Source organism: Planococcus sp. SSTMD024 (assembly GCF_041320495.1).
Classification (GTDB): Bacteria; Bacillota; Bacilli; order Bacillales_A; family Planococcaceae; genus Planococcus.
Genome location: NZ_JBGGNS010000021.1, coordinates 1 through 21121 on the forward strand (window position 1 = coordinate 1; position 21121 = coordinate 21121).

Annotated in this window: 15 protein-coding genes, 1 rRNA gene and 2 riboswitches; all 16 genes read right to left on the reverse strand. The window is 49.2% G+C overall.

Going from position 1 to position 21121, the window contains the following annotated elements; genetic code table 11:
* Window positions 1-69 (reverse strand): 16S ribosomal RNA (locus AB9R92_RS07100); the annotation flags it as partial.
* A 519-nt stretch (window positions 70-588) separates the two neighbouring features.
* Window positions 589-1926 carry an NCS2 family permease gene (locus AB9R92_RS07105; RefSeq protein ID WP_370668769.1) on the reverse strand — a complete coding sequence of 446 codons (1338 nt, stop codon included), beginning with the start codon at window positions 1924-1926 and terminating at the stop codon, window positions 589-591.
* Window positions 1927-2033: 107 nt separating this feature from the next.
* Window positions 2034-2135: riboswitch (purine riboswitch) on the reverse strand.
* Between the two features lie 116 nt (window positions 2136-2251).
* A complete protein-coding gene (gene guaA / locus AB9R92_RS07110) occupies window positions 2252-3790 on the reverse strand; it encodes a glutamine-hydrolyzing GMP synthase (RefSeq protein WP_370669093.1) in 1539 nt (512 codons plus the stop codon).
* A gap of 125 nt (window positions 3791-3915) precedes the next feature.
* A riboswitch (purine riboswitch) is annotated at window positions 3916-4017 on the reverse strand.
* A gap of 31 nt (window positions 4018-4048) precedes the next feature.
* On the reverse strand, window positions 4049-6235 hold the full coding sequence (locus AB9R92_RS07115; protein WP_370668770.1) for a transglutaminase TgpA family protein: 2187 nt from the start codon (window positions 6233-6235) through the stop codon (window positions 4049-4051).
* Window positions 6235-7407: a DUF58 domain-containing protein gene (locus tag AB9R92_RS07120; RefSeq protein WP_370668771.1), complete on the reverse strand. Its 1173-nt coding sequence runs from the start codon at window positions 7405-7407 to the stop codon at window positions 6235-6237. Before AB9R92_RS07120 ends, AB9R92_RS07115 begins: the two co-directional genes overlap by 1 nt.
* Window positions 7408-7442: 35 nt before the next feature.
* Window positions 7443-8393, reverse strand: a complete 951-nt coding sequence (locus AB9R92_RS07125; protein WP_370668772.1) for an AAA family ATPase — start codon at window positions 8391-8393, stop codon at window positions 7443-7445.
* A 177-nt stretch (window positions 8394-8570) separates the two neighbouring features.
* Window positions 8571-9407 carry an ammonia-dependent NAD(+) synthetase gene (nadE, locus tag AB9R92_RS07130; protein WP_370668773.1) on the reverse strand — a complete coding sequence of 279 codons (837 nt, stop codon included), beginning with the start codon at window positions 9405-9407 and terminating at the stop codon, window positions 8571-8573.
* An 11-nt stretch (window positions 9408-9418) separates the two neighbouring features.
* A complete protein-coding gene (locus AB9R92_RS07135) occupies window positions 9419-10888 on the reverse strand; it encodes a nicotinate phosphoribosyltransferase (RefSeq protein WP_370668774.1) in 1470 nt (489 codons plus the stop codon).
* Window positions 10889-11303: 415 nt separating this feature from the next.
* A complete protein-coding gene (locus AB9R92_RS07140; protein WP_370668775.1) occupies window positions 11304-12746 on the reverse strand; it encodes an aldehyde dehydrogenase family protein in 1443 nt (480 codons plus the stop codon).
* A gap of 17 nt (window positions 12747-12763) precedes the next feature.
* Window positions 12764-13525: a glucose 1-dehydrogenase gene (locus AB9R92_RS07145; protein WP_370668776.1), complete on the reverse strand. Its 762-nt coding sequence runs from the start codon at window positions 13523-13525 to the stop codon at window positions 12764-12766.
* On the reverse strand, window positions 13526-14611 hold the full coding sequence (locus tag AB9R92_RS07150) for a tartrate dehydrogenase (protein ID WP_370668777.1): 1086 nt from the start codon (window positions 14609-14611) through the stop codon (window positions 13526-13528).
* Between the two features lie 15 nt (window positions 14612-14626).
* Entirely contained in the window at window positions 14627-15895 is a 1269-nt protein-coding gene (locus AB9R92_RS07155; RefSeq protein ID WP_370668778.1) for a TRAP transporter large permease, read from the reverse strand.
* Between the two features lie 2 nt (window positions 15896-15897).
* On the reverse strand, window positions 15898-16368 hold the full coding sequence (locus AB9R92_RS07160; RefSeq protein ID WP_370668779.1) for a TRAP transporter small permease: 471 nt from the start codon (window positions 16366-16368) through the stop codon (window positions 15898-15900).
* 117 nt (window positions 16369-16485) lie between these two features.
* On the reverse strand, window positions 16486-17493 hold the full coding sequence (locus AB9R92_RS07165; protein ID WP_370668780.1) for a TRAP transporter substrate-binding protein: 1008 nt from the start codon (window positions 17491-17493) through the stop codon (window positions 16486-16488).
* Between the two features lie 163 nt (window positions 17494-17656).
* Complete coding sequence (gene ilvD, locus AB9R92_RS07170) at window positions 17657-19342, reverse strand: dihydroxy-acid dehydratase (RefSeq protein ID WP_370668781.1); 1686 nt, start codon at window positions 19340-19342, stop codon at window positions 17657-17659.
* Window positions 19343-19683: 341 nt separating this feature from the next.
* Window positions 19684-21120, reverse strand: coding sequence for an aldehyde dehydrogenase family protein (locus AB9R92_RS07175; RefSeq protein ID WP_370668782.1), 1437 nt, complete (start codon window positions 21118-21120; stop codon window positions 19684-19686).
* Window position 21121: the final 1 nt, after the last annotated feature.

A 21121-nucleotide genomic window follows, 5' to 3' on the forward strand; every position in this document is an offset into this window, starting at 1 on the left:
CCGCTCGACTTGCATGTATTAGGCACGCCGCCAGCGTTCGTCCTGAGCCAGGATCAAACTCTCCATTATAGAGTAGTCGATTGCTCAATAGTTGCTGGCGTATCGCCGTCCGAAGACGCGCGATTCGCTTTGATCTGCCGAAGCTGATCAGTAAGTCTTTTGCTCCAATCGCCTAAAGGCGACTCTCGCAAATATTGTTTCTCGCGCTAAGCGCTCGAAACATATTCGTTGACGTTTTGCTGTTCAGTTTTCAAGGTTCATGTTGTGCGCCTTGTTTTGGCGACTTGACTAATATAGCACGCTAGAAAAATCGCGTCAAGCTTTTATGAAAAACTTTTACACTTCTTATTATAACGTAATATTCTTAATATTCAACTAAAAAATTATTACAGTTTTGAAAGGGGGTTGCTTCCTTTCATACAAATACTTCCCTCCTTCTCCAATCGTTAATAATGGTGTATGCAAATAGAATGATAATCATAAATGAACCATCTATTAATGATTCATATACATGGGCTTTCTACTATATAGTAGAAAACTTTCTTATAGACATAAAAAAAGCTGCCGACATAAGTCGACAGCCTCTCTTTAAGCAAGAAATATAAAATACAAAACAAAGATAACAAACAGCCCATACATGATAGGATGAATTTCTTTTCTTCTTCCCGCGACGATCATCGTGATTGGATAGAAAATGAATCCGATTGCGATCCCGGTTGCGATACTATAACCAAGCGGCATCGCGATCATTGTAAGAAATGCTGGAACAGCGATTTCAAACTTACCCCATTCAATCTGTCCGAGAGCTGAGACCATCAAGACTCCGACGATGATCAAAGCTGGTGCTGTTACCGCACTGGTAATGACCGACAACAACGGGTAGAAAAGAATCGCAACTAAGAAGAGCAATCCTGTGACCACCGACGCAAAACCGGAACGTGCTCCTGCTGCTACACCAGATGTCGACTCGATATAGGACGTTGTTGTCGAAGTTCCGAAGATTGCCCCACTTACAGTCGCAATTGAATCTGAGAGCAAAGCTTTTCCTGCACGCGGTAATTTATTGTCTTTCATCAAGCCGGCTTGGTTCGCTACCGCTACCAATGTTCCTGCGGTGTCGAAAAAGTCTACGAACAAAAATGTTAGCACGATGACCAAAAATTGAATGGTCATCAATGAACCGGGATCATTGAAGATCGGCTCTAGCGCAACGCCGAATGTCGGCGCAAGGCTTGGAACATTCAAATCGATGATCGCAGTCGGCAAGCTGACTACTTGGAAAATCATCCCTACCACGGCAGCGATTAGAATGCCAAAGAAAATTCCGCCTTTCACTCCGCGCACCATCATGATCACGGTGATGAACAAACCGAAAATCGCGAGCAAAGCTGAACCATTTGTCAAATCGCCAAGCCCCACAAGCGTATCAGGATTGCCTACAACGATTCCTGCATTCTGCAGCCCGATAAATGTGATGTAAAGCCCGATGCCGGCACCGACTGCATATTTCAGCTGAGCCGGGATGGCGTTGATGATTGTTTCACGAATGCCTGACAGAGTCAGAAGAATAAAAATCAATCCGGATACCAATACCCCGGTCAATGCAGTTTGCCAAGGCACTCCGTACGTAAGAACAACTGTATAGGAGAAGAAAGCGTTGAGCCCCATCCCCGGCGCTAGAGCAAGCGGATATTTAGCGATGATTCCCATCAATAGGCTACCGATAGCGGCCGCTAGAGCAGTCGCCATGAATACAGCTCCGTAATCCATGCGAAGGGCAGGATCTAAATCAGGAATCGAGTCCATCGTCAGCGTCAATGGGTTGACAACCAAAATATAAGCCATTGCCAGGAATGTCGTTAAGCCGCCGATGAATTCCTGTCGATAGTTTGTTCCAAGTTCTTCAAATTGAAAATACTTCTTCATGCATAATTCCTCCGTACGCTTTTGTATAAGTCTAAGAAAAAACGCATACAGCGATTTGCCGTATGCGTCCGATTATCCCCGCCCGAAAACAGGGAGTCCCCCTTTTTTATGTGGGGGACTAAAATCGTAGTCGGATCATTTACGGTGAACCGGTAGAGACTTTCAGGCCATATCCCTGAATTTATACGACAAGCTTATTTAATTTCAGTTATAGAATACCATGATAGGTATTGGAAAACAAGATAAAACACGAACAATTATATCTTTTAATAATTTAAAGTTCGTAAAAAATAGAAAGACGGCTGCTAATTGCAGCCGTTTGTTTCTATTCCCACTCGATTGTTGCAGGCGGCTTGCTCGTAATATCGTATAATACACGATTGATGTGATCTACTTCGTTGACTAGGCGTACACTGATTTTCTCGAGTACGTCCCACGGGATGCGTGCCCAGTCCGACGTCATGCCGTCAATCGATGTAACTGCACGGATCCCGATTGCGTAGTCATATGTGCGGGCATCGCCCATGACGCCGACGCTGCGGATATCCGGCAGAACCGTGAAGTATTGCCAAACGTCGCGGTCAAGACCGGCTTTTTTGATTTCATCGCGCAAAATCCAATCCGATTCGCGGACGATTTCAAGCTTTTCTTCCGTTACCGCTCCCATGATGCGGATGCCGAGGCCTGGGCCTGGGAAAGGCTGGCGCCAAACGATTTCATCCGGCATGCCAAGCTCGGTACCGAGTGCACGTACTTCATCTTTGAACAAAGTGTTGAGCGGTTCGATCAATTCGAATTGCATGTCTTCCGGCAATCCGCCTACGTTGTGGTGGGATTTGATTGTTTGGGCTGTCGTTGTGCCGCTTTCGATAATATCTGTATAGAGTGTGCCTTGGGCAAGGAAATCCATGCCTTTCAGTTTCTCTGCTTCATCGTCGAATACATAGATGAATTCATTGCCGATGATTTTGCGTTTCTGTTCAGGGTCGCTGACGCCTTCAAGTTTTTTCATAAAGCGCTCGCGGGCATCGATCTTGATGACGTTCATATGGAAACCGTCAGCAAAGGTTTTCATGACGCTTTCCGCTTCCCCTTTGCGGAGCAGGCCGTGGTCGACGAACATGCAAGTCAATTGATCGCCGATCGCTTTGTGGATCAAGACGGCCACAACAGAAGAATCGACGCCGCCGCTCAGTGCGCAAAGGACTTTTTTGTCGCCCACTTGCTCACGGATTTTCGCGATTTCCAATTCAATGTAGTTTTCCATCGACCATTCGTCTTTCATGCCGCAGACATCGAAGACGAATTGGCGCAGCATTTCGTTTCCATAAACAGAATGGCGAACTTCCGGATGATACTGGACGCCGTACAATTTGCGCTCTTCGTTTGCCATTGCTGCAATTGGGCAGCCGGGGCTTGTCGCGATAACATCAAATCCAGGAGGTGCCGCTGTGACGAGATCTCCATGGCTCATCCAGACAACTTGTTCTTCTGGCACTTCCTTGAAGATGGAGCTTTCTTTCGTCAAGGTCAATTCGGCTTTTCCGTATTCGCGGTTGGAAGCTTTTTCGACTTTTCCTTCCATACGAAGCGCCATCAATTGCATGCCGTAGCAGATGCCGAGGATCGGCAATCCCATTTCAAAAATTTCCGGGTCGATGGAGAACGCATTTTCGTCATAGACGGAATTCGGCCCGCCCGAGAAGATGATTCCCGTCGCATTCATTTCCTTAATTTCAGTCGCGGTAATCGTGTGCGGGTGGAGTTCGCTATAAACACCGATTTCACGGATGCGGCGCGTGATCAATTGGTTGTATTGGCTGCCGAAATCCAAGACGACGATTTTTTTCTGTTCCTTTAACATAGGGCTGACTGGCAAATCCTTCACCTCTTCTATTCGATTCAGGCCACAATATAAAAAAGAACGCGAAAAATCACTCCTCGCGTTCTTGTCCTCTACGTTTAAAAGACGAATGCGCATGCAAATAAGCATGCGTCATCCGCCTTCATAGTCAAGTCATTTCCGGTGACTTGGTAGAGACATCCGAACCGTATCATCGGACATATATGAGGGCACTGTATTCTATAATTTTCTCAATTGTACAGGCTAGTGTTTTCAAAATCAACCGCTTGTCCGATTGATTAAATTTTCCCAACTTTCCTTCAGTTTTGGCCAATCGACTGACTGAGCGTCCCCGCCGTAAACGGATTTTTCATAAGCTGCCGTCAATTCTGTCATTTCTTTCGTTCCATAAAATGAATCAACGTATTCGGCATACGAACGCAATGTTTGGCCTGGGGCTCGTTTTATTCCATAAAGCTCCAATTGCTTCAAGAGCCGCAGATAGGCTTTTTCGAAGGTTTCCGCCCCGCCCTCTTTCCGGCGATAATACGGGATCAACACTTTCGGCATCCATTTTTTACGAATCTTGAACAGCATTAAAGCGAATAAAAGCAAGCCGATTGTTGCTGCGATAAGTTTGCCTACATGATCGGAGACAAAAGCAAGGAAACGCTCACCCGCTGTCGGTGCGGCAGTTGTTCCTGTATCGGCGTCCGGTTGTTCAGGCTGTGCTTCGGGTTCAGGTTCAGGACGGTCAGGCATCTCTTCTTCTTCCGTTTCCGAAGCATCAATTTCCAAATCGAAATCAATGGATGAGGCGCCGGTAAAGCCGATGGTCGGCTCGAACATCATCCAGCCCACACCCGGCATATAAGCTTCCACCCACGAATGCGCGTTGTTATTCGTAACTTCATACACATCGTAGCCATCCACCGTATCGATGACTTCCCCTTCATTGAAGCCTTTCACCCAGCGTGCTGGAATATCGAGCGAACGCAGTAAAACGACCATGGAAGTTGAGAAATTATCGCAATAGCCCCGCTGCGTTTCAAAGAGGAATTGATCGACATAATCTTCGTCCTCTTCTGGAACTGCGATATCGCTTTGGCTATACTCAAAACCATTCGTACTGAAATAGCGTTCAACCGCCTGCGCCTGCCCATAAACCGTGCCTGACCCGGCGGCGATTTCTTCCGCCAGTTCCCCGACCCGTTCCGGCAATTCATCAGGCAATTGCAGATAGCGGTCATATTCAGGCGGCAAGTCGGACAGGTCTGCCGTATCGGTTTCACGCAGCGCCGTCAGGCTGTAGGACGGTTCACTATAGAACACTTCATAGACATCGGGTTCAAAAGCGGCATTTTCCTGCAACGTGTCGAAGCGCTGTTGAATTGTATCGTAGCGATAATCAGGTGTTTCTTCCATTAAGAAAGAAGTAGTGCCGTAAGGATAGAGAACAAATGGGAATGGCAGCTGCATATCGACGAGAGCCGAAGAGCGCTCTTCCCCTGCTGGTGGAAAGTCTGTCGCGACTTCATCTCCGTTTTGGTAAAGCTGCTCATCCGCATTTTCTTCTGAAAGTTCCCAGCCTTTGGTTGTATAGACATCTTTCACTTCAACTTTCCAGTATTGGCCCTCTTCGACTTCCGCCCTGAAGACAGTCGTATCATCAGAGACAAAAGAGCCGCCGAGCTGTGAATCATCAACGCCGTAGCCGATGCGCCCAACGCCCCCTTCCCCGACACCGCCCTTTCCGGAATAGGAGGTAATGTACGGAACAGGGTCCGGCCAAATCGGCTCGGCTTTCGGCAGATAAAATGCTAGAGCAGTCGAGGCGACCAACAGCAATAATAAGGGAATCGAAAAGACCAGTAATTTCTCCGTCTTCGCTGCCGCACCGTGACGCTCCATCCATCTAGCCAAATGCAATAATCCTGCTAACAACAAGCCGATGACCATGATGCGGACTATCGCCGCATCGCCTGAATACGGGCTGAATGTATCCAATACAGCCACAAAAATGACCGTCAGTAGATAGAATAGGAAGATGCTCAGCCGGAAACTGACCCAATAATGAATAAGATAGATGGCCATCCACAACAGCGCAAAAAATAGGACGGTGCGAAATACATCAGTCGTCGCCTGCCAATCTTGGCTCAAGAGCGCGGATATGCTGATGCTCGCCTGCTCCACGATAAAAGCTAGGCTTTCTGCTGTAAAAAATAGATTGCCGGTATAGACGTACACGATAAACCATAGGACATAAAACAATTTAAGCGGGCCCGTGATCCACCACGGAATGTCGAAGAACGCCATGACGAGACCCAGTGCCACAAAAGCCAAAAACAGCCGATGATGGCCGGTTTCGGTCAATTCAATGACAGGACGGAGCCATTCCGACAACAGGAAAAATACCAATATATACAATAAGCCCATAAATACTTTATTTTTTCTGATGGATGTCATTAACGGTTCGCCTCCATAAACGCCGAAGCGAAATTCTCTGGCCCGATAACTTTCACGTGAAAACCTTTGGATCTTGCGTATTGATGGTTTTTTTCATCTTCCGGGGTGACCGACTGGCCTGCTTCTGTCACGACCAGGCACAAGCACTGGCTCAAACTCGTTACATTCCGGCGGATTTCATCCACCATTTCGCGTGACAATGAACCCGTCACATAGACTAGGCTCGACACGCGGACTTGCTTCAAATCCTGTCCGACAACCGCTTCGATCGGCCGGTCTAAATCATCCTGGACTTTTGCCAAATGATAGAGGGCCCGCTGCAATTGTTCATCACTTTGGATTAGCGGGAAAAAGGCGCGCGGCGTGCCGGCGGATAAATAGGCGACACTGGCATGGGATGCGACGACAGATGTAAGGATAGAGGCGATCAATTCAACTTGTATTTCGAAAACCGGGGATGGCGAACGGTCATCAAGCAAGAACAAATCCTGTGATTGGCGGTCTTCAAATTCTTTTGTGCGCATCGTCTGCGTCCGCGCAAACGATTTCCAGTGAATCCACGATACCCGGTCTCCCGGCTGGTAATCGCGGATGCCGCTCGCCATTGTCGTATCTTTCACTAAAGTGAATGGGGCTGCAATCGAGCCTTGGTCAAAACTGGAACCGATTGGGCGGTACATCATTTCAACAGTGTTCGGATAAACCAAGACCGACTGGCGGGCTGGCAACAGCTGGCGTTTTTTCACCCATCCGAAAAAATCGGCGGTTTCTACCGTGACGCCTTCTAACACATGCTCGCCCCTTGGCATTTCCCCGATTTCATACGTCCAGGAAACTTCACGGCGAAACCCCGGAAGCAGCAGCTGGCGACCTGCTTCCGCCATGCGGACTTTAAGGCGGGCAGATTGCGCTTGTTCCTCGAGGACGGTGTAAAGCAGTGGAAATGGAAACGCCCGCCGAACGGTGACAGTGGCTGAAAAGCGGTGGCCGCTCCTCACTCGCGGCGTGTGGATCACCCGCTGTGCGCGTAAATTCTGCAACGGATAGAACCACAATAAGACCGAGTAGAGAATGAAAGGAAGAGATACGTAGAAAATGAACCAACTGACGAAACCGCCTTGGAACATGGCGAACGAAAAAGTCAAAAAAAGCAGGATGAGCACAAATATCATCCTGCCCGAAGAACCCAAAATGTGTTTGACCCGCCTCATTGATTTACAAGCCTTTGTACAGGAACACGTGTCTTCGCAATGATGCGCTCTGTCAATTCTTCGGCTGTAATGCCGTCATAGCGGGCTTCCGAACGGAGCATGATGCGATGGCCAAAGACGAATTTCGCTAAGTACTGCACATCATCCGGCGTGACATAATCACGCCCTTTGAGCATGGCATAAGCTTGTGCCGCTTTCATCAAGGCAATCGAGCCACGCGGGCTGACGCCAAGATAGACATAAGGATCGCGGCGGGTTTGGGTCGCGAGTTCTACAATATAGGTACGGACCGTATCATCTACGCGAATCGTCCGCACTTCTTCCTGCAATTTAAGCAGTTCTTCGAGCGTCAGCACTGATTCCAGTTCTTCGATTGGCGGAATCGACTGGGAACGGGTCAATACTTCAATTTCTTCTTCCCGCGTCGGATAGCCCATTTTCACTCTCAGCAAAAAGCGGTCCAATTGCGCTTCCGGCAATGGGTAGGTTCCTTCGTATTCGATCGGGTTTTGAGTCGCCATGACGAAAAACGGTTTGGGGATCTGCATCGTCACGCCATCTGTCGTGACTGACGCCTCCTCCATCGCTTCCAATAATGCGGACTGTGTTTTCGGGGATGTCCGGTTGATTTCATCCGCCAAGACGATATTCCCCATGATCGGGCCCGGGCGGAAATGGAATTGCATGTCTTTCGGATTATAGATGGAAACGCCTACCACGTCTGACGGCAAGAGATCCGGGGTGAACTGGATGCGCTTAAAATCCGCTCCGACCGATTTTGCCAGCGCCCGGACCAGCATCGTTTTGCCAACGCCCGGAACATCTTCAAGCAAAACATGGCCATGCGATAACAAAGCGACCAAACTCAACTCGGCGATTTCGCGTTTCCCGATAATCACTTTTTCGATATTATCTATGACTTTTCCTAAACGTTCTGTCGCTTTCATATCGGTTCCTCCCATATAAGTGAAAAAGGTTTTGAATTATCACAATCTTATTGCCATCATATCGGATTCCAGTCGATAACTCAACTGAGCCATGCGGTATGCCGGTTTAGAAGTATTTCTTTGCCACCCTTAAAATAGAAAAACGGGAAAAGCTCATGCTTTCCCCGTTCGTTGATCTTATTTACTTTTTTTCCAGAAATCATCGAAAATTGTTACCGGCAAATTGCGCTTATGCTGGGTCTTCAAATAATAGCCTTCCAGTTTTTCACGCGCGTCTTCAGCAATTTCCTTGCCTTCAAGATAGTCATCGATTTGCTCATAGGTAATGCCAAGCGCGACTTCATCCGGAATGGCCGGCTTGTCTTCTTCCAAATCGGCTGTCGGGACTTTTGTATACAAATGCTCCGGCGAGCCGAGTGCCTTCAGCATTTCACGCCCTTGACGCTTATTCAATCGGAATAATGGCACCACATCAGCCGCACCATCACCGTATTTCGTATAAAAGCCGGTAATAGCCTCAGCTGCGTGGTCGGTGCCGAGAACGACCGCATCGTGCATGGCGGCAACAGAATACTGTGCTTTCATGCGTTCACGCGCTTTCTCGTTGCCTTTTGCAAAATCCGTCAACTTGATGCCTTCCGCTTCTAACGCACGGTCGCTTGCATCGACTGCTTCTTTAATATTAATAGTATAAATTTTAGTCGGCTGGATAAATTCGATGGCATCCTGTGCATCGTGTTCATCTGATTGGACGCCGTATGGCAGGCGTACGCCGTAAAAACCATAAGTTTGGCTGCCTGTTTCCTCGTTCAGTTCATCGACTGCCATTTGAGCCAGCTTGCCCGCAAGCGTCGAATCCTGGCCGCCCGAAATGCCGAGCACGAAGCCTTTGAGGAATGAATGGTGCTTTAAGTATTCTTTGAGGAATTCGACCGTGCGCTTGATTTCTTCCTGCGGATTAATAGAGGGCTGTACCTTCAATTCATTGATGATCTGCTGTTGTAATGTCGACATGTGGATCCTCCTTATTTGTTCGTGAATTCCTGAACCGATTCCCGCACTTCCTGGATGTTCCGCATTTTATTGTTCCAACATTTTTCGCTTAAATCGACCGGGTATTCTTCCGGGTTAAGCGACCGCTTGTACTCCTCCCACAGCAAATCGAGCGTTCCTACCGCGTACTTCTGTATTTCCTCGAGCGGCGGGTTTTCATAAACGACTTCGCCTTTATTGATGACTTGCTGATGGATGTTGACGGCATCGAAATTGGTGACGAACTTCGAGACGAATGTATGGACTGGGTGGAACATTTTCAAACGTTCTTCAGAAGCCGGGTTTTCGTCGTGCATCGTGATGTAATCACCTTCTGATTTCCCATTTTCCCTATCTATAATCCGGTAAACGTTTTTCAATCCAGGCGTTGTCACTTTTTCCGCATTGCCGGAAATCTTGATGGTGTCTTCCATTTCGCCTGCACCGTTTTCGATCGAGACAAGTTTGTATACCGCACCCAGCGCCGGCTGGTCATAGGCAGTGATAAGCTTCGTCCCGATTCCCCATGCATCGACGCGCGCGCCTTGCGCTTTCAAGTTGAGGATGGTGTATTCATCCAAATCGTTGGAAACGACCACTTCCGTCTCAGGGAACCCTGCCTCATCGAGCATTTTTCTCGCTTCCTTGGATAAAAAGGCAATATCCCCGCTATCCAGGCGGATGCCGCGGAAATTGATTTTATCCCCGAGCTCCTTCGCCACTTGTATGGCGATCGGCAAGCCGGATTTCAGCGTGTCGTAAGTGTCGACCAAAAAGACACATTCACGATGGCGTTTTGCATAGGCATGAAACGCCTCGTACTCGTCTTTATAGGCTTGGATCATGGAATGGGCATGGGTGCCGGCTGCTGGAATGCCGAATAATTTAGCGGCACGGGTGTTGCTGGTCGCTTCCAAACCGCCGATGTACGCAGCCCGGGTGCCCCATATCGCTGCATCCATTTCCTGTGCACGGCGCGTACCGAATTCCATGACGCGCTCTGTGCCAACGACTTGTTTGATGCGGCTTGCTTTGGTGGCAATCAACGTCTGGTAATTGACGATATTCAAAAGCGCTGTCTCGACTAATTGCGCTTCCAAAAGAGGCGCTTCGATGCGAATCAGCGGTTCATTTTGGAAAACAAGCTCGCCTTCAACGACTGAATAGACATCGCCCGTAAAACGGATGTCTTTTAGGTAATCCAAAAAATCATCCTTATAGCCAAGTTCATTGCGCAAATAAGCTATATCGCTTTCCGAAAAATGGAAGTTATTTAAATAATCGAGTACTCGCTCAAGCCCCGCAAATGTGGCATAACCATTGCCGAATGGCAATTTCCGGAAAAACAATTCAAAAACTGCTTTCCGTTCGTGCATTCCATCCGCCCAGTAGGTCTCCGCCATATTGATTTGGTATAAATCGGTATGTAATGCCAAGCTGTCATCTGCATAACGCGTTTCCACAAAAATCCCCTTCTTCCACAGTAATGACTATCATTATACATCAAATTTCTTATTTTATAAGATGATGAATTTCCGCATAGCCCTATCATTGACATATACCCAAAAATATGAGATGGTATTCAGAGTTAACTACGAGGTAACATATAAATTTTGATGACTGGCATTCTACGCAATGTTTTTGAAGATACTTATTCACACTGGCGCAATTACAGGATTGCAAGGACGTAAAAGAAGGTAGGGTTTACGTTGCTTAAGTTTAAAGCACCCAGTGGAACTATTACCGCGGCAATGAAAGCAAACACTTTCAATGGAAATGATTCCCCGTTCGTTACGGGTTAATATTTAAGTCAAAACGCATGATTGTTACCTATAACAAAGGGCTGTCCTCACTTGAGGGCAGCCCTTTTCCAATATTTCAGTATTTCAATGCTACATTTTTCAAGACGGTATAATTACGCAAGGCTTCGAGCCCTTTCTCACGGCCAAAGCCACTTTTTTTATAGCCTCCGAATGGCATTTGCACACCGCCACCAGCGCCATAATTATTGATGAACACTTGTCCCGCGCGAATTTTTGAAGCGACTCGGTGGGCCCGGGCGCCGTCTTTTGTCCAGATGCCTGCCACTAGCCCATAATCTGTCCCATTCGCAAGCCGTATCGCTTCCTCTTCCGTCTCAAAAGCGAAAGCCGCAACGACCGGTGCAAAAATCTCTTCCTGGGCAACATGGCTTTTAGGGGATAAACCATCAATGATGGTCGGCTGGAAGAAATAGCCACCGGCCAATTCTTCTCCTTCTTGCCTTTTGCCTCCGCAGAGGAACTTCGCGCCTTCCTCCCTCGCTATGTGCATGAAGCTTTCAATCCGCTCAAATTGTTTTTCGTTCAGCACTGGGCCAAGGTCGAAATCGTCTTCGCCTTTGCCGAGACGCACTGTTGTTAAGCGTTCAGATAGCTTGTGGAGGAATTCTCGTTTGATCGATTGATGGATCAATAACCTGGACCCCGCCGAACATGTCTGCCCCGCATTTTGGATAATGGAACGCATCACCCAGTCAAGCGCTTCCGCTTGGTCGCAGTCCTCGAACAAAATGTTCGGAGATTTGCCCCCGAGTTCCAGCGTGACCGGCTTGACGTTTTTTGCAGCTGCCGCCATGACAGCAGAACCGGTCTGGACCGACCCCGTAAAGGTAATATGATCGATATCGGGATGTTCGCAAAGCGCGGCCCCTGCTTCAAAACCATAGCCTGTTACAACATTGAAGACACCTTTTGGCAATTCAGTCTGATCAATGATTTCCGCAAGCTTTAGCGCCGTCAAGGGGGTGTCTTCCGCAGGTTTTGCAACGACCGTATTGCCTGTCGCGATTGCGGCTGCCGCTGAACGCGCAATAATCTGCAGCGGATAATTCCATGGCACAATATGTGCGGTCACGCCAATCGGCTCCCGCAATGTGTAGTCGAGAATGCCGGGCTGCACTGGAATGGTTTCACCGAAAATCTTGTCGGCCATGCCGGCATAGTATTCAAAATACTGAGCTGCCGCTTCGACATCTTTCCTTCCTTGGGTCAGGGGTTTTCCTGTATCGCGTGTTTCAAGCAGCGCAATCGCTTCCAGGTCTTCCCGCAGTGCTGCAGCGATTTTTTGCATAATCCGCCCGCGCTCTGCCGGGTGGAATTGCTGCCAAGCTTCCGATTCGAAGCATGCTCTCGCAGAGGCCACTGCACGGTCGATGTCTTTCGCTTCTCCCCGTGGCACTTTCGCGAGCACTGCACCGGTCGACGGGTCTTTCGTTTCGAACCATTCCAGGTTAACGCTGTCCTGCCAATCGCCTGCCACATACATTTTCTGCTTATCCATTTGTTCGCTTCCTCCCATTAGATCCCCCGCCCGCCGTCAACATTGACGACGCTTCCGGTCATCATTTTCGCTAAATCCGAACTCATATACAAAAGGGTATTGGCAATATCCTGAGGCTGAATCAAGTCGCCAAGGGGAACGCTTTTACGGAAAGTATGTTCTTTCATCGCCTCTACATCGGATCCCGCTGCTGTAAATTCCCCAAGCATTTGAGTATCGGATGGTCCCGGGTTGATGCAATTGACCCGGATCTGATAAGGGGCCAACTCGATCGCCAAAGCTTTCGTCAACGATACCGCAGCGCCTTTCGATGCGATATAGGCATTCAAGCCGGGGCGCGGCCGTTCGACAGAGATCGATGCCACATTCAGGATTGATCCTGACCCTTGTTGCTTCATATATGGGACCGCTGCACGTGAAGTGAGGAAGACCGCCTTCGTATTGATGGAAAAGATTCGCTCCCACATTTCCAGTGAAACGTCTTCGATGTCCGTCGCCGGTTGGGCGATTCCCGCCACATTCGCCACTGTATCGATGCGTCCATAAGCATTATGGATTTTTTTAAACGCCGCTTCGACGCTTGCTTCTTCTGTCAAATTGCAGTCGATGATAAGCAATTTCTCTGGATGCCGGTTTTTCAGTCCATTTAATGAATCCGTCCGGATATCGAGCGCAGCGACGTTTGCACCGCTTTCCAGGAAAGTCTCCACTGCCGCCTTGCCCATGCCGCCACCCGCTCCAGTAATGATTGCTGTTTTGCCATCCAATCGAATATCCATTTAACGCCCTTCTTTCGCTGTGAGTTTTTCTTTCACTGCTTGTGCAATCTCCATACCGAGCTGCTCGGTCGTGGCGTTGCCCCCGAGATCCGGCGTACGGACCTTTCCTTCGCCTAGGACTTGCTCGATTGCCGACACGATTGCCTTGGCCAATTCCGGCCTGCCGAGGTGGTCGACCATTAATGCAGCCGACCAGATTTGTGCGATCGGGTTGGCGATGCCTTTTCCGGCGATGTCCGGCGCAGAACCATGGATCGCTTCAAACATCGATGGAAAATCACGTTCGGGGTTGATATTGCCTGATGGCGTGACACCGAGCCCACCGACAATGGCGGCACCCAAATCCGTCAAAATATCCCCGAACAGATTCGAGGCGACCACCACATCGAATGATTCCGGACGCTCGACAAAATAGGCGGCGAGTGCATCGATAAAATAACTTTCAAGTTCGATGCCGTCATACTCCCCCGCCACCGCAGCGACCGCTTCATCCCACAACTTCATGGAATGGATGATCGCGTTCGACTTCGTGGCGCTCGTCACTTTTTTACGGCCTGCAGCCTGTGCGTACTCGTATGCATAGCGCGTGATGCGCTCAACGCCAGCACGGGTGATGACTGTATTTTGTATCGCCATTTCCTGCGGCTGTTCAGCATACAAGCGCCCACCCGCGTTCGAATATTCCCCTTCCGCATTTTCGCGGAACACGACGAAATCGACAGGCGCATCATTTTTCAACGGCGACTCAATGCCCGCCAATCGTTTAATCGGCCTCATATTGACATATTGGCGGAAGTTCTTGCGGATCGGCATGATCAATTGCCAAATGCTGATTTCATCCGCAACACGTGCATCACCGATGGCACCGAACAAAATCGCATCGAATGCTTTTAATTGCTCAAGGCCATCTTCTGGCATCATACTGCCATGTTCCAAATAATATTCACTGTTCCAATTGAATTCGGTAAAATGGATGTCGAATTCCGGGTCCACTTCACGAAGCAGTTCCAGTACACGAACTGCTTCCCTCGTCACATCCGGACCGATGCCATCGCCCGGCAATACCGCTATATTGTAAGTCGCCATGAACTTCCCCCTAACTTAATCTCCTAATAAGAACAAACTGATTTCCGGTATAAAGGACAGAATGATTACATCAATCACCATGATGAGAATGAAAGGCACAATTGCCCGCAACAGGCTTTCGAATTTGGTGCCCGCGATATTCGCAGCCACAAACAAATTAACCCCGACCGGAGGCGTGATAAATCCGATGCCAAGGTTGACAACCATGATAATGCCAAAGTGGACCAAGTCGATACCGAGCGCACTCGCAATCGGTGCAAGAATCGGCGTCAGGATAATGATGGCTGCAGATGTCTCCAGGAAAACACCGCATAGCAGCAGCACTAAGTTGATAATCAATAAAGCGACGATCCAATTGTCGGTCAAGCTCAGCATCATCTCGGTTAGTTCAGCCGGGATGCGCTGGCGCGTCAGATAATAACCGAAAACGGAGGCTCCCGCGATGATGAACATGATAACCGCGGTCGTCACGACCGAAGAAGAGAAAATCGCTGCAAGGTCTGTGAACTTGATTTCCCGGTAGACGAATAAACCGATGACAAGGCCGTAAACCACCGCGACAACCGCCGCTTCTGTTGGAGTGAAAATACCGCCATAGATGCCGCCGAGAATGATGACCGGCATCAATAAAGCGAGAAACGCATCGGCAAACGCTTTGAAAAAATCTTTCGTTCCGAATTTCTCTCCCCCGCCGTAGCCTTTTTTCAAGGAAACGAAATAGACGAGCAAGATCAAAGACAACATGACCATCAGCCCCGGAACGATTCCGGCGATGAACAGATCGCCGACCGATACACCGGCTGCTACACCATATAAAACAAGCGGGACGCTAGGCGGAATCATGATTCCGATGGTGCCGCCAGCCGCTTGGATGGCAGTGGAAAAGCTTTTATCATAGCCTTTATTGACCATCGCCGGAATCATCAGCGCACCGACCGCAGCTGTCGTGGCGGCTGCCGAACCTGAAATCGCCGCAAAAAATGCGCAGGCTACGATGGAAACAATCCCGAGCCCGCCTTTGACGCGGCCGAAGATGACATTCGCCAAGTGAATCAGGCGGTTTGAAATCCCGCCGCTTTCCATCAATTTACCTGCCAAAATGAAAAATGGAATCGCCATCAATGGAAAAGAATCCACCGAATTGAACATACGTTGAATGATGACGATGATTGATACATTGCCTTCCAAATAAAAAATCAGTGCAGAAGCTAGTCCGAGTGCTACGGCAATCGGTACATTAATCAAAAATAAGGCAATCAAAAGTATAAACAATAAGATGGCCATATTCACACACCCCCGCTTTTAAAGTCCTGCGTAAAGCGTGCAGCCATATTAATGATTAAAACGGCACCACTGATCGGGATGATCATGTAAATTGCCCCCATCGGTATGCGCAAAACCGGTGAAGTTTGAGCCATGCCCTGCATCGCTAAGTTATAGCCTTCGACAACCATAAGCAAAAAAAACATGAGACTCGCAATAGAGGCCAGGATATAGAGCGCTTTCTTTGCGGGTGTCCGGAATAAGTTGACGAAGAACTCCATGCCGATATGCGCTTTTAGCGACATTGCATAGGCCGCACCCAAAAATGTCAGCCAAATCAGGCTGTAACGTGCCACTTCTTCCGTCCAAGCGAGCGGCGAACCGAGCACAAAACGGAAAATGACTTGCAGAAATACAACTGTCACGAGTACTGCCATAAGTAGATTTAAGAAATGCTTAATTCCTAAATTCAAATAACCGATCCATCTCATCATCGATTTCCCCCGATAGAAAAAAAGAGAGAGGGCACTCTCTCTTTTTTAAGTTTCTACTATATGTTACTTATGCCATCTCAAAACGCTGCGAAAACTTCATTGAAAAGAAGCCTTCTATTACTGGGCATCTAAAATACGGTTCAGCAATTCCTGGTGCTCGATCTGATCATAAACTGGGCGTACCGCTTCCTGGAACGGGGCAGTATCGACGTCCTCAATGATTTCCATGCCCTCATCTTTCAGGTTCTGCAATGACTCCTGCTCCATTTCAACAATCAGGTCGCGTTCCATAGCGCCTGCCTTCTGGCCTTCTTCCATAACAATGTCCCGGAGGTCTTCCGGAAGTTGGTCATAAGTCTGCTGGCTCATCATATAAATCGCCACAGAGTAAACGTGGCCCGTCAAACTCATATATTGTTGGTTAGCGTCATACAAGCTGAATTGGTCCGCCACGATTGCCGGGTTTTCCTGGGCATCCACGACGCCTTGCTGAAGCGCTGTGATTGCCTCGGTCCAGGCCATCGGTGTCGGCTGAGCCCCTAGTTCTTCAAAGGCCGCCAAGTGAATTTCGTTTTCCTGGGTGCGGATTTTCAATCCTTCCAAATCTGCTGGCGTATTGATCGGTCGTACGGCATTCGTCACATGGCGATAGCCGTTTTCTCCCCACGACAAACCGATGATGCCATTTTCTTCAAGCTTCGTGAATAATTCATCGCCGATTTCCCCTTCGAGAATTTCTACCGCAGAGTCCCGATCGTTAAAAAGAAAAGGCACATCCAAAACACCAAGCTCCGGCACAAAGTTGGTGACCGGCGCGGTAGAAGAAACGACTAAGTCGACCGTGCCAAGCCCCATGCCTTCCGTCAATTCGCGTTCTGCCCCGATTTCACTGTTGGCAAACACTTCAATTGTCACGCGGCCATCTGTGCGTTCTTCCACATTTTCGGCCATTTCCAAAAAGCCGAGATGATAAGGGTGATCTTCTGGCAAGGAATGCCCAGCCTGTAAATTAAAAGTTTCTCCCGAATCACCGCCGGATGTGTCACCATCAGAATTTCCACAAGCCGTTAAAGCAAGCGCGCCCCCCACCAACACAGTCGCAAACCCCATTTTTTTCATCGCCATCTTGTTTCCCCCTTTGTTTATTGCTTATCGCATTATTGCGGAATTACTAGTTTCATAAAACAGCTTTCCTCGATTCAAGAGTTTTTTTTGGACCCACAGCTTTTTAGCGCATGCACGACCAACTAAGCATCGCCATGTTTATGCCTTTTTTCTCTCGCAGGTTTTATCTATTCAAATAATCCGTAACGGCTCCTTTGGAAGAACAGGAAACATTATGTGCGTATTTTCCGAGAACGCCTTTGCGGTGAAGCGGCGGCGCGACCCATTCGCTTCTGCGCTTATCGAGTTCTTCTTCGGAAACGTCCATGGAGATTTCCTGCAGATCCGAATCGATCGTGACCATATCGCCTTCCTGGAGCAAAGCAATCGGCCCGCCTGATTGCGCTTCCGGGGAAATATGCCCTACAACCAGGCCATGCGTACCGCCCGAGAATCTTCCGTCAGTCAACAGCGCGACGGATTCGCCCATTCCTTTCCCGACGAGAATCGCTGAAATCGACAGCATTTCCGGCATTCCCGGCCCGCCTTTCGGGCCGACGTAGCGGATGACCAACACATCGCCATCGTTGATTTCATTCGCCATGACCGCTGCGGTCGCTTCTTTTTCATTATTGAAGACGCGCGCCGGGCCTGTATGGCGGTTGACTTTGACGCCGGACACTTTCGCGACGGCACCTGTCGGGGACAGGTTACCTTTCAAGACGATCAACGGGCCGTCTTTTCGTTTCGGGTTATCGAACGGCATGATGACGTCCTGCCCTTCTGTCAGGCTCTGTGCTTCCTGCAAGTTTTCTGCCACGGTTTTTCCGGTAACGGTCATGCAGTCGCCGTGCAAATAACCGGCTTCCAATAGCATCTTCATGACAGCTTGAACGCCGCCGACGCGGTGAAGGTCTTGCATGACGTATTTGCCGCTCGGTTTCAGGTCCGCAATATGCGGAACTGTTTTTTGTAGGCGATTGAAATCATCGATCGTCAAGTCCACTTCTGCGGCGTGCGCGATTGCCAATAAGTGAAGGATGGCATTGGTTGAGCCGCCGAGCGCCATAACAACGGTGATGGCATTTTCGAATGCTTCTTTGGTCATGATGTCTTTCGGATAGACGCCAAGCTCAAGAAGATTATGCACCGCAGCACCCGCCGCTTCACAGTCCGCTTCCTTGTACTCGGACACTGCCGGATTCGAGGAACTTCCCGGCAAACTCATGCCCATCGCTTCAGCAGCTGACGCCATCGTATTGGCTGTGTACATCCCGCCGCACGACCCTGCACCTGGGCACGCACTGCATTCAATCTTGCGCAGCGCCGAATCGTCAATAGCTCCATTATTATGCTGGCCGACGCCTTCAAATACGGAAACGATGTCGATGTCCTGGCCGTTGTAGCGCCCGGCTGCAATGGTTCCACCGTAGACGAATACTGCCGGCACTTCAGAGTTGGCGATGGCAATCAAACAGCCAGGGATGTTTTTATCGCAGCCACCAATTGCCACAAGCCCATCCAGGCTTTCAGCGCCGACGACCGTCTCGATGGAATCCGCGATGACATCACGGCTCGATAATGAATACTTCATGCCTTCCGTCCCCATGGAAATCCCGTCAGAAACGGTGATGGTATTGAAGATGAACGGTACAGCCCCCGCTTCTTTAGCTCCTTTTTTTGCAGCTCTTGCCAGTTCGTCAATATGTATATTGCAGGGGGTTACTTCACTCCATGTGCTCGCGATGCCGACCATCGGCTGCTTGAATCCTTCATCCGTCACTCCGACTGCCCGTAGCATGGCACGGTTGGGCGCTTTCATCGCCCCTTCGCTGAATACTTTACTCTTGATGCGCAAATCCTTTTTCATAAGTATCCTATCCTTTCTTTTCTATGTATCCGCTTTGTGGATTCATAGGGCACCTATTAACTTTGAGGGTCCCTTGGATCAACTAGCTGACAGCAAGGAAGCATTTTCCTCGCTGATTTGAGTTTCTCTTAATTATAGATGACATTTTTCAGAATTCAATGAATAAAACGATAATTAATAATAATATTTCACAATTTGTCACAGATATTATATATGTATACGCTTTCACATGATATAAAAGCTTTTCTGGCTACGAATGGTTATTACACTGACTGAATTTACATAGTGCGCTATAACATTAAAAAGCACGCACTTTGTAAGCTGCGTGCCGTTTTTTGATATTAGCCCAATTTGAAGCAGACGACTTTCGTGTCGGTCATTTCCTGGATGGCGTATTTGACGCCTTCCCTGCCGAGCCCCGATTGCTTGACGCCGCCAAATGGCATGGCATCTATCCGGAAATCGCTGCTGTCGTTAATCATGACGCCGCCCACTTCAAGTTCTTCGATCGCACGGTGGGCATGGTCAAGGTTTTTCGTAAAGATTCCTGCCTGCAGCCCATAATCGACGGCATTTGCCCGTTCGATCGCTTCATCCAAATCAGCCACTCGATAGAGCAATACGACAGGGCCAAAGATTTCTTCCGATGCGAGTGCACAGTCTTCTGGCACATCCGTGAGGACAGTCGGCGAAAAGAACGCGCCGTCCCGTTCGCCGCCGGTCTCGAGTGTGGCGCCTTTATCCAGCGCCTCCTGGACCAGCCCTTCGACGCGCTTCGCTTCTTTTTCCGTAATCAACGGACCCATATCCGTCAGTTCGGATTGTTTATCGCCGACGATATAGCGTTCGGTCTGTTCGATGAATTGTTCTTTGAACGAATCGAATACGCGGTCTTCGATATAGACCCGCTGGACGCCGAGGCAGTTTTGCCCGGCTGCCCAAAATGCACCCGATACAGATGATGCCACCGCGTCTTGTAAATCGGCGTCTTTGAGCACGATGACGGGCGAATTCGATCCAAGTTCCATGCCCACTTTTTTCAAGCCCGCTTTCTTGGTGATTGCAAGCCCGGTCTCGACGCCGCCGGTAAAGCTGATCATTCGGACAGCGGGGTGTTCAACTAAGACATCCCCGATTTCCCCGCCTCTCCCCGTGATAACAGACAGGATTTTTTCCGGCAAGCCCGCATGAGAAAAGGCTTGCGCCAATAGCAGCGCACTGAGCGGCGTGACAGTCGCCGGCTTGACGATGATGGCGTTGCCTGATGCAATCGCCGGGCCGACTTTATGCGCCACCAAATTCAGCGGGTCGTTAAACGGCGTGATTGCCCCGATGATGCCGAGTGGAAAACGACGGTAATAACCGACTTTTCCGATTCCGCCGGGCGATTGGTCGAACGGGATCGTCTCTCCGGTGATACGCCTCGCTTCTTCTGCGCTCAAGCGCAAAGTTTCCACTGCCCGCCCCACTTCTTTTCGTGCTTCACGAATGGTCTTGCTGCTTTCTTTGGAGATGGTGCGCGCATAATGGTCCTTATTCGCCTCAATATAATCTGCCGCTTTCCCGATAATTTGCATGCGTTCGATGACCGGCATCCGCGCTGCAATTTCAGCGCCTGACTTGGCAGCCCCGATGCACGTTTCCATATCTTCTTTCGTTGCGGCAGGCACCCGGTCGACCAGCGATCCGTCCTGGGGATCGGTAACATCGATCCAGTGTTTGCCGTCTACCCATTCACCTGCCAGAAACATCTTCCGGCCTTCGACATGTGTCGCCATC

What these genes read in the sequence shown, in the direction of transcription:
- AB9R92_RS07105 (WP_370668769.1), bottom strand. Translation starts at nt 1,926, where the DNA reads ATGAAGAAGTATTTTCAATTTGAAGAACTTGGAACAAACTATCGACAG.
- guaA (WP_370669093.1), bottom strand. Translation starts at nt 3,790, where the DNA reads ATGTTAAAGGAACAGAAAAAAATCGTCGTCTTGGATTTCGGCAGCCAA.
- AB9R92_RS07115 (WP_370668770.1), bottom strand. Translation starts at nt 6,235, where the DNA reads ATGACATCCATCAGAAAAAATAAAGTATTTATGGGCTTATTGTATATA.
- AB9R92_RS07120 (WP_370668771.1), bottom strand. Translation starts at nt 7,407, where the DNA reads ATGATATTTGTGCTCATCCTGCTTTTTTTGACTTTTTCGTTCGCCATG.
- AB9R92_RS07125 (WP_370668772.1), bottom strand. Translation starts at nt 8,393, where the DNA reads ATGAAAGCGACAGAACGTTTAGGAAAAGTCATAGATAATATCGAAAAA.
- nadE (WP_370668773.1), bottom strand. Translation starts at nt 9,407, where the DNA reads ATGTCGACATTACAACAGCAGATCATCAATGAATTGAAGGTACAGCCC.
- AB9R92_RS07140 (WP_370668775.1), bottom strand. Translation starts at nt 12,746, where the DNA reads ATGGATAAGCAGAAAATGTATGTGGCAGGCGATTGGCAGGACAGCGTT.
- AB9R92_RS07145 (WP_370668776.1), bottom strand. Translation starts at nt 13,525, where the DNA reads ATGGATATTCGATTGGATGGCAAAACAGCAATCATTACTGGAGCGGGT.
- AB9R92_RS07150 (WP_370668777.1), bottom strand. Translation starts at nt 14,611, where the DNA reads ATGGCGACTTACAATATAGCGGTATTGCCGGGCGATGGCATCGGTCCG.
- AB9R92_RS07155 (WP_370668778.1), bottom strand. Translation starts at nt 15,895, where the DNA reads ATGGCCATCTTATTGTTTATACTTTTGATTGCCTTATTTTTGATTAAT.
- AB9R92_RS07160 (WP_370668779.1), bottom strand. Translation starts at nt 16,368, where the DNA reads ATGATGAGATGGATCGGTTATTTGAATTTAGGAATTAAGCATTTCTTA.
- AB9R92_RS07165 (WP_370668780.1), bottom strand. Translation starts at nt 17,493, where the DNA reads ATGGCGATGAAAAAAATGGGGTTTGCGACTGTGTTGGTGGGGGGCGCG.
- ilvD (WP_370668781.1), bottom strand. Translation starts at nt 19,342, where the DNA reads ATGAAAAAGGATTTGCGCATCAAGAGTAAAGTATTCAGCGAAGGGGCG.
- AB9R92_RS07175 (WP_370668782.1), bottom strand. Translation starts at nt 21,120, where the DNA reads ATGGCGACACATGTCGAAGGCCGGAAGATGTTTCTGGCAGGTGAATGG.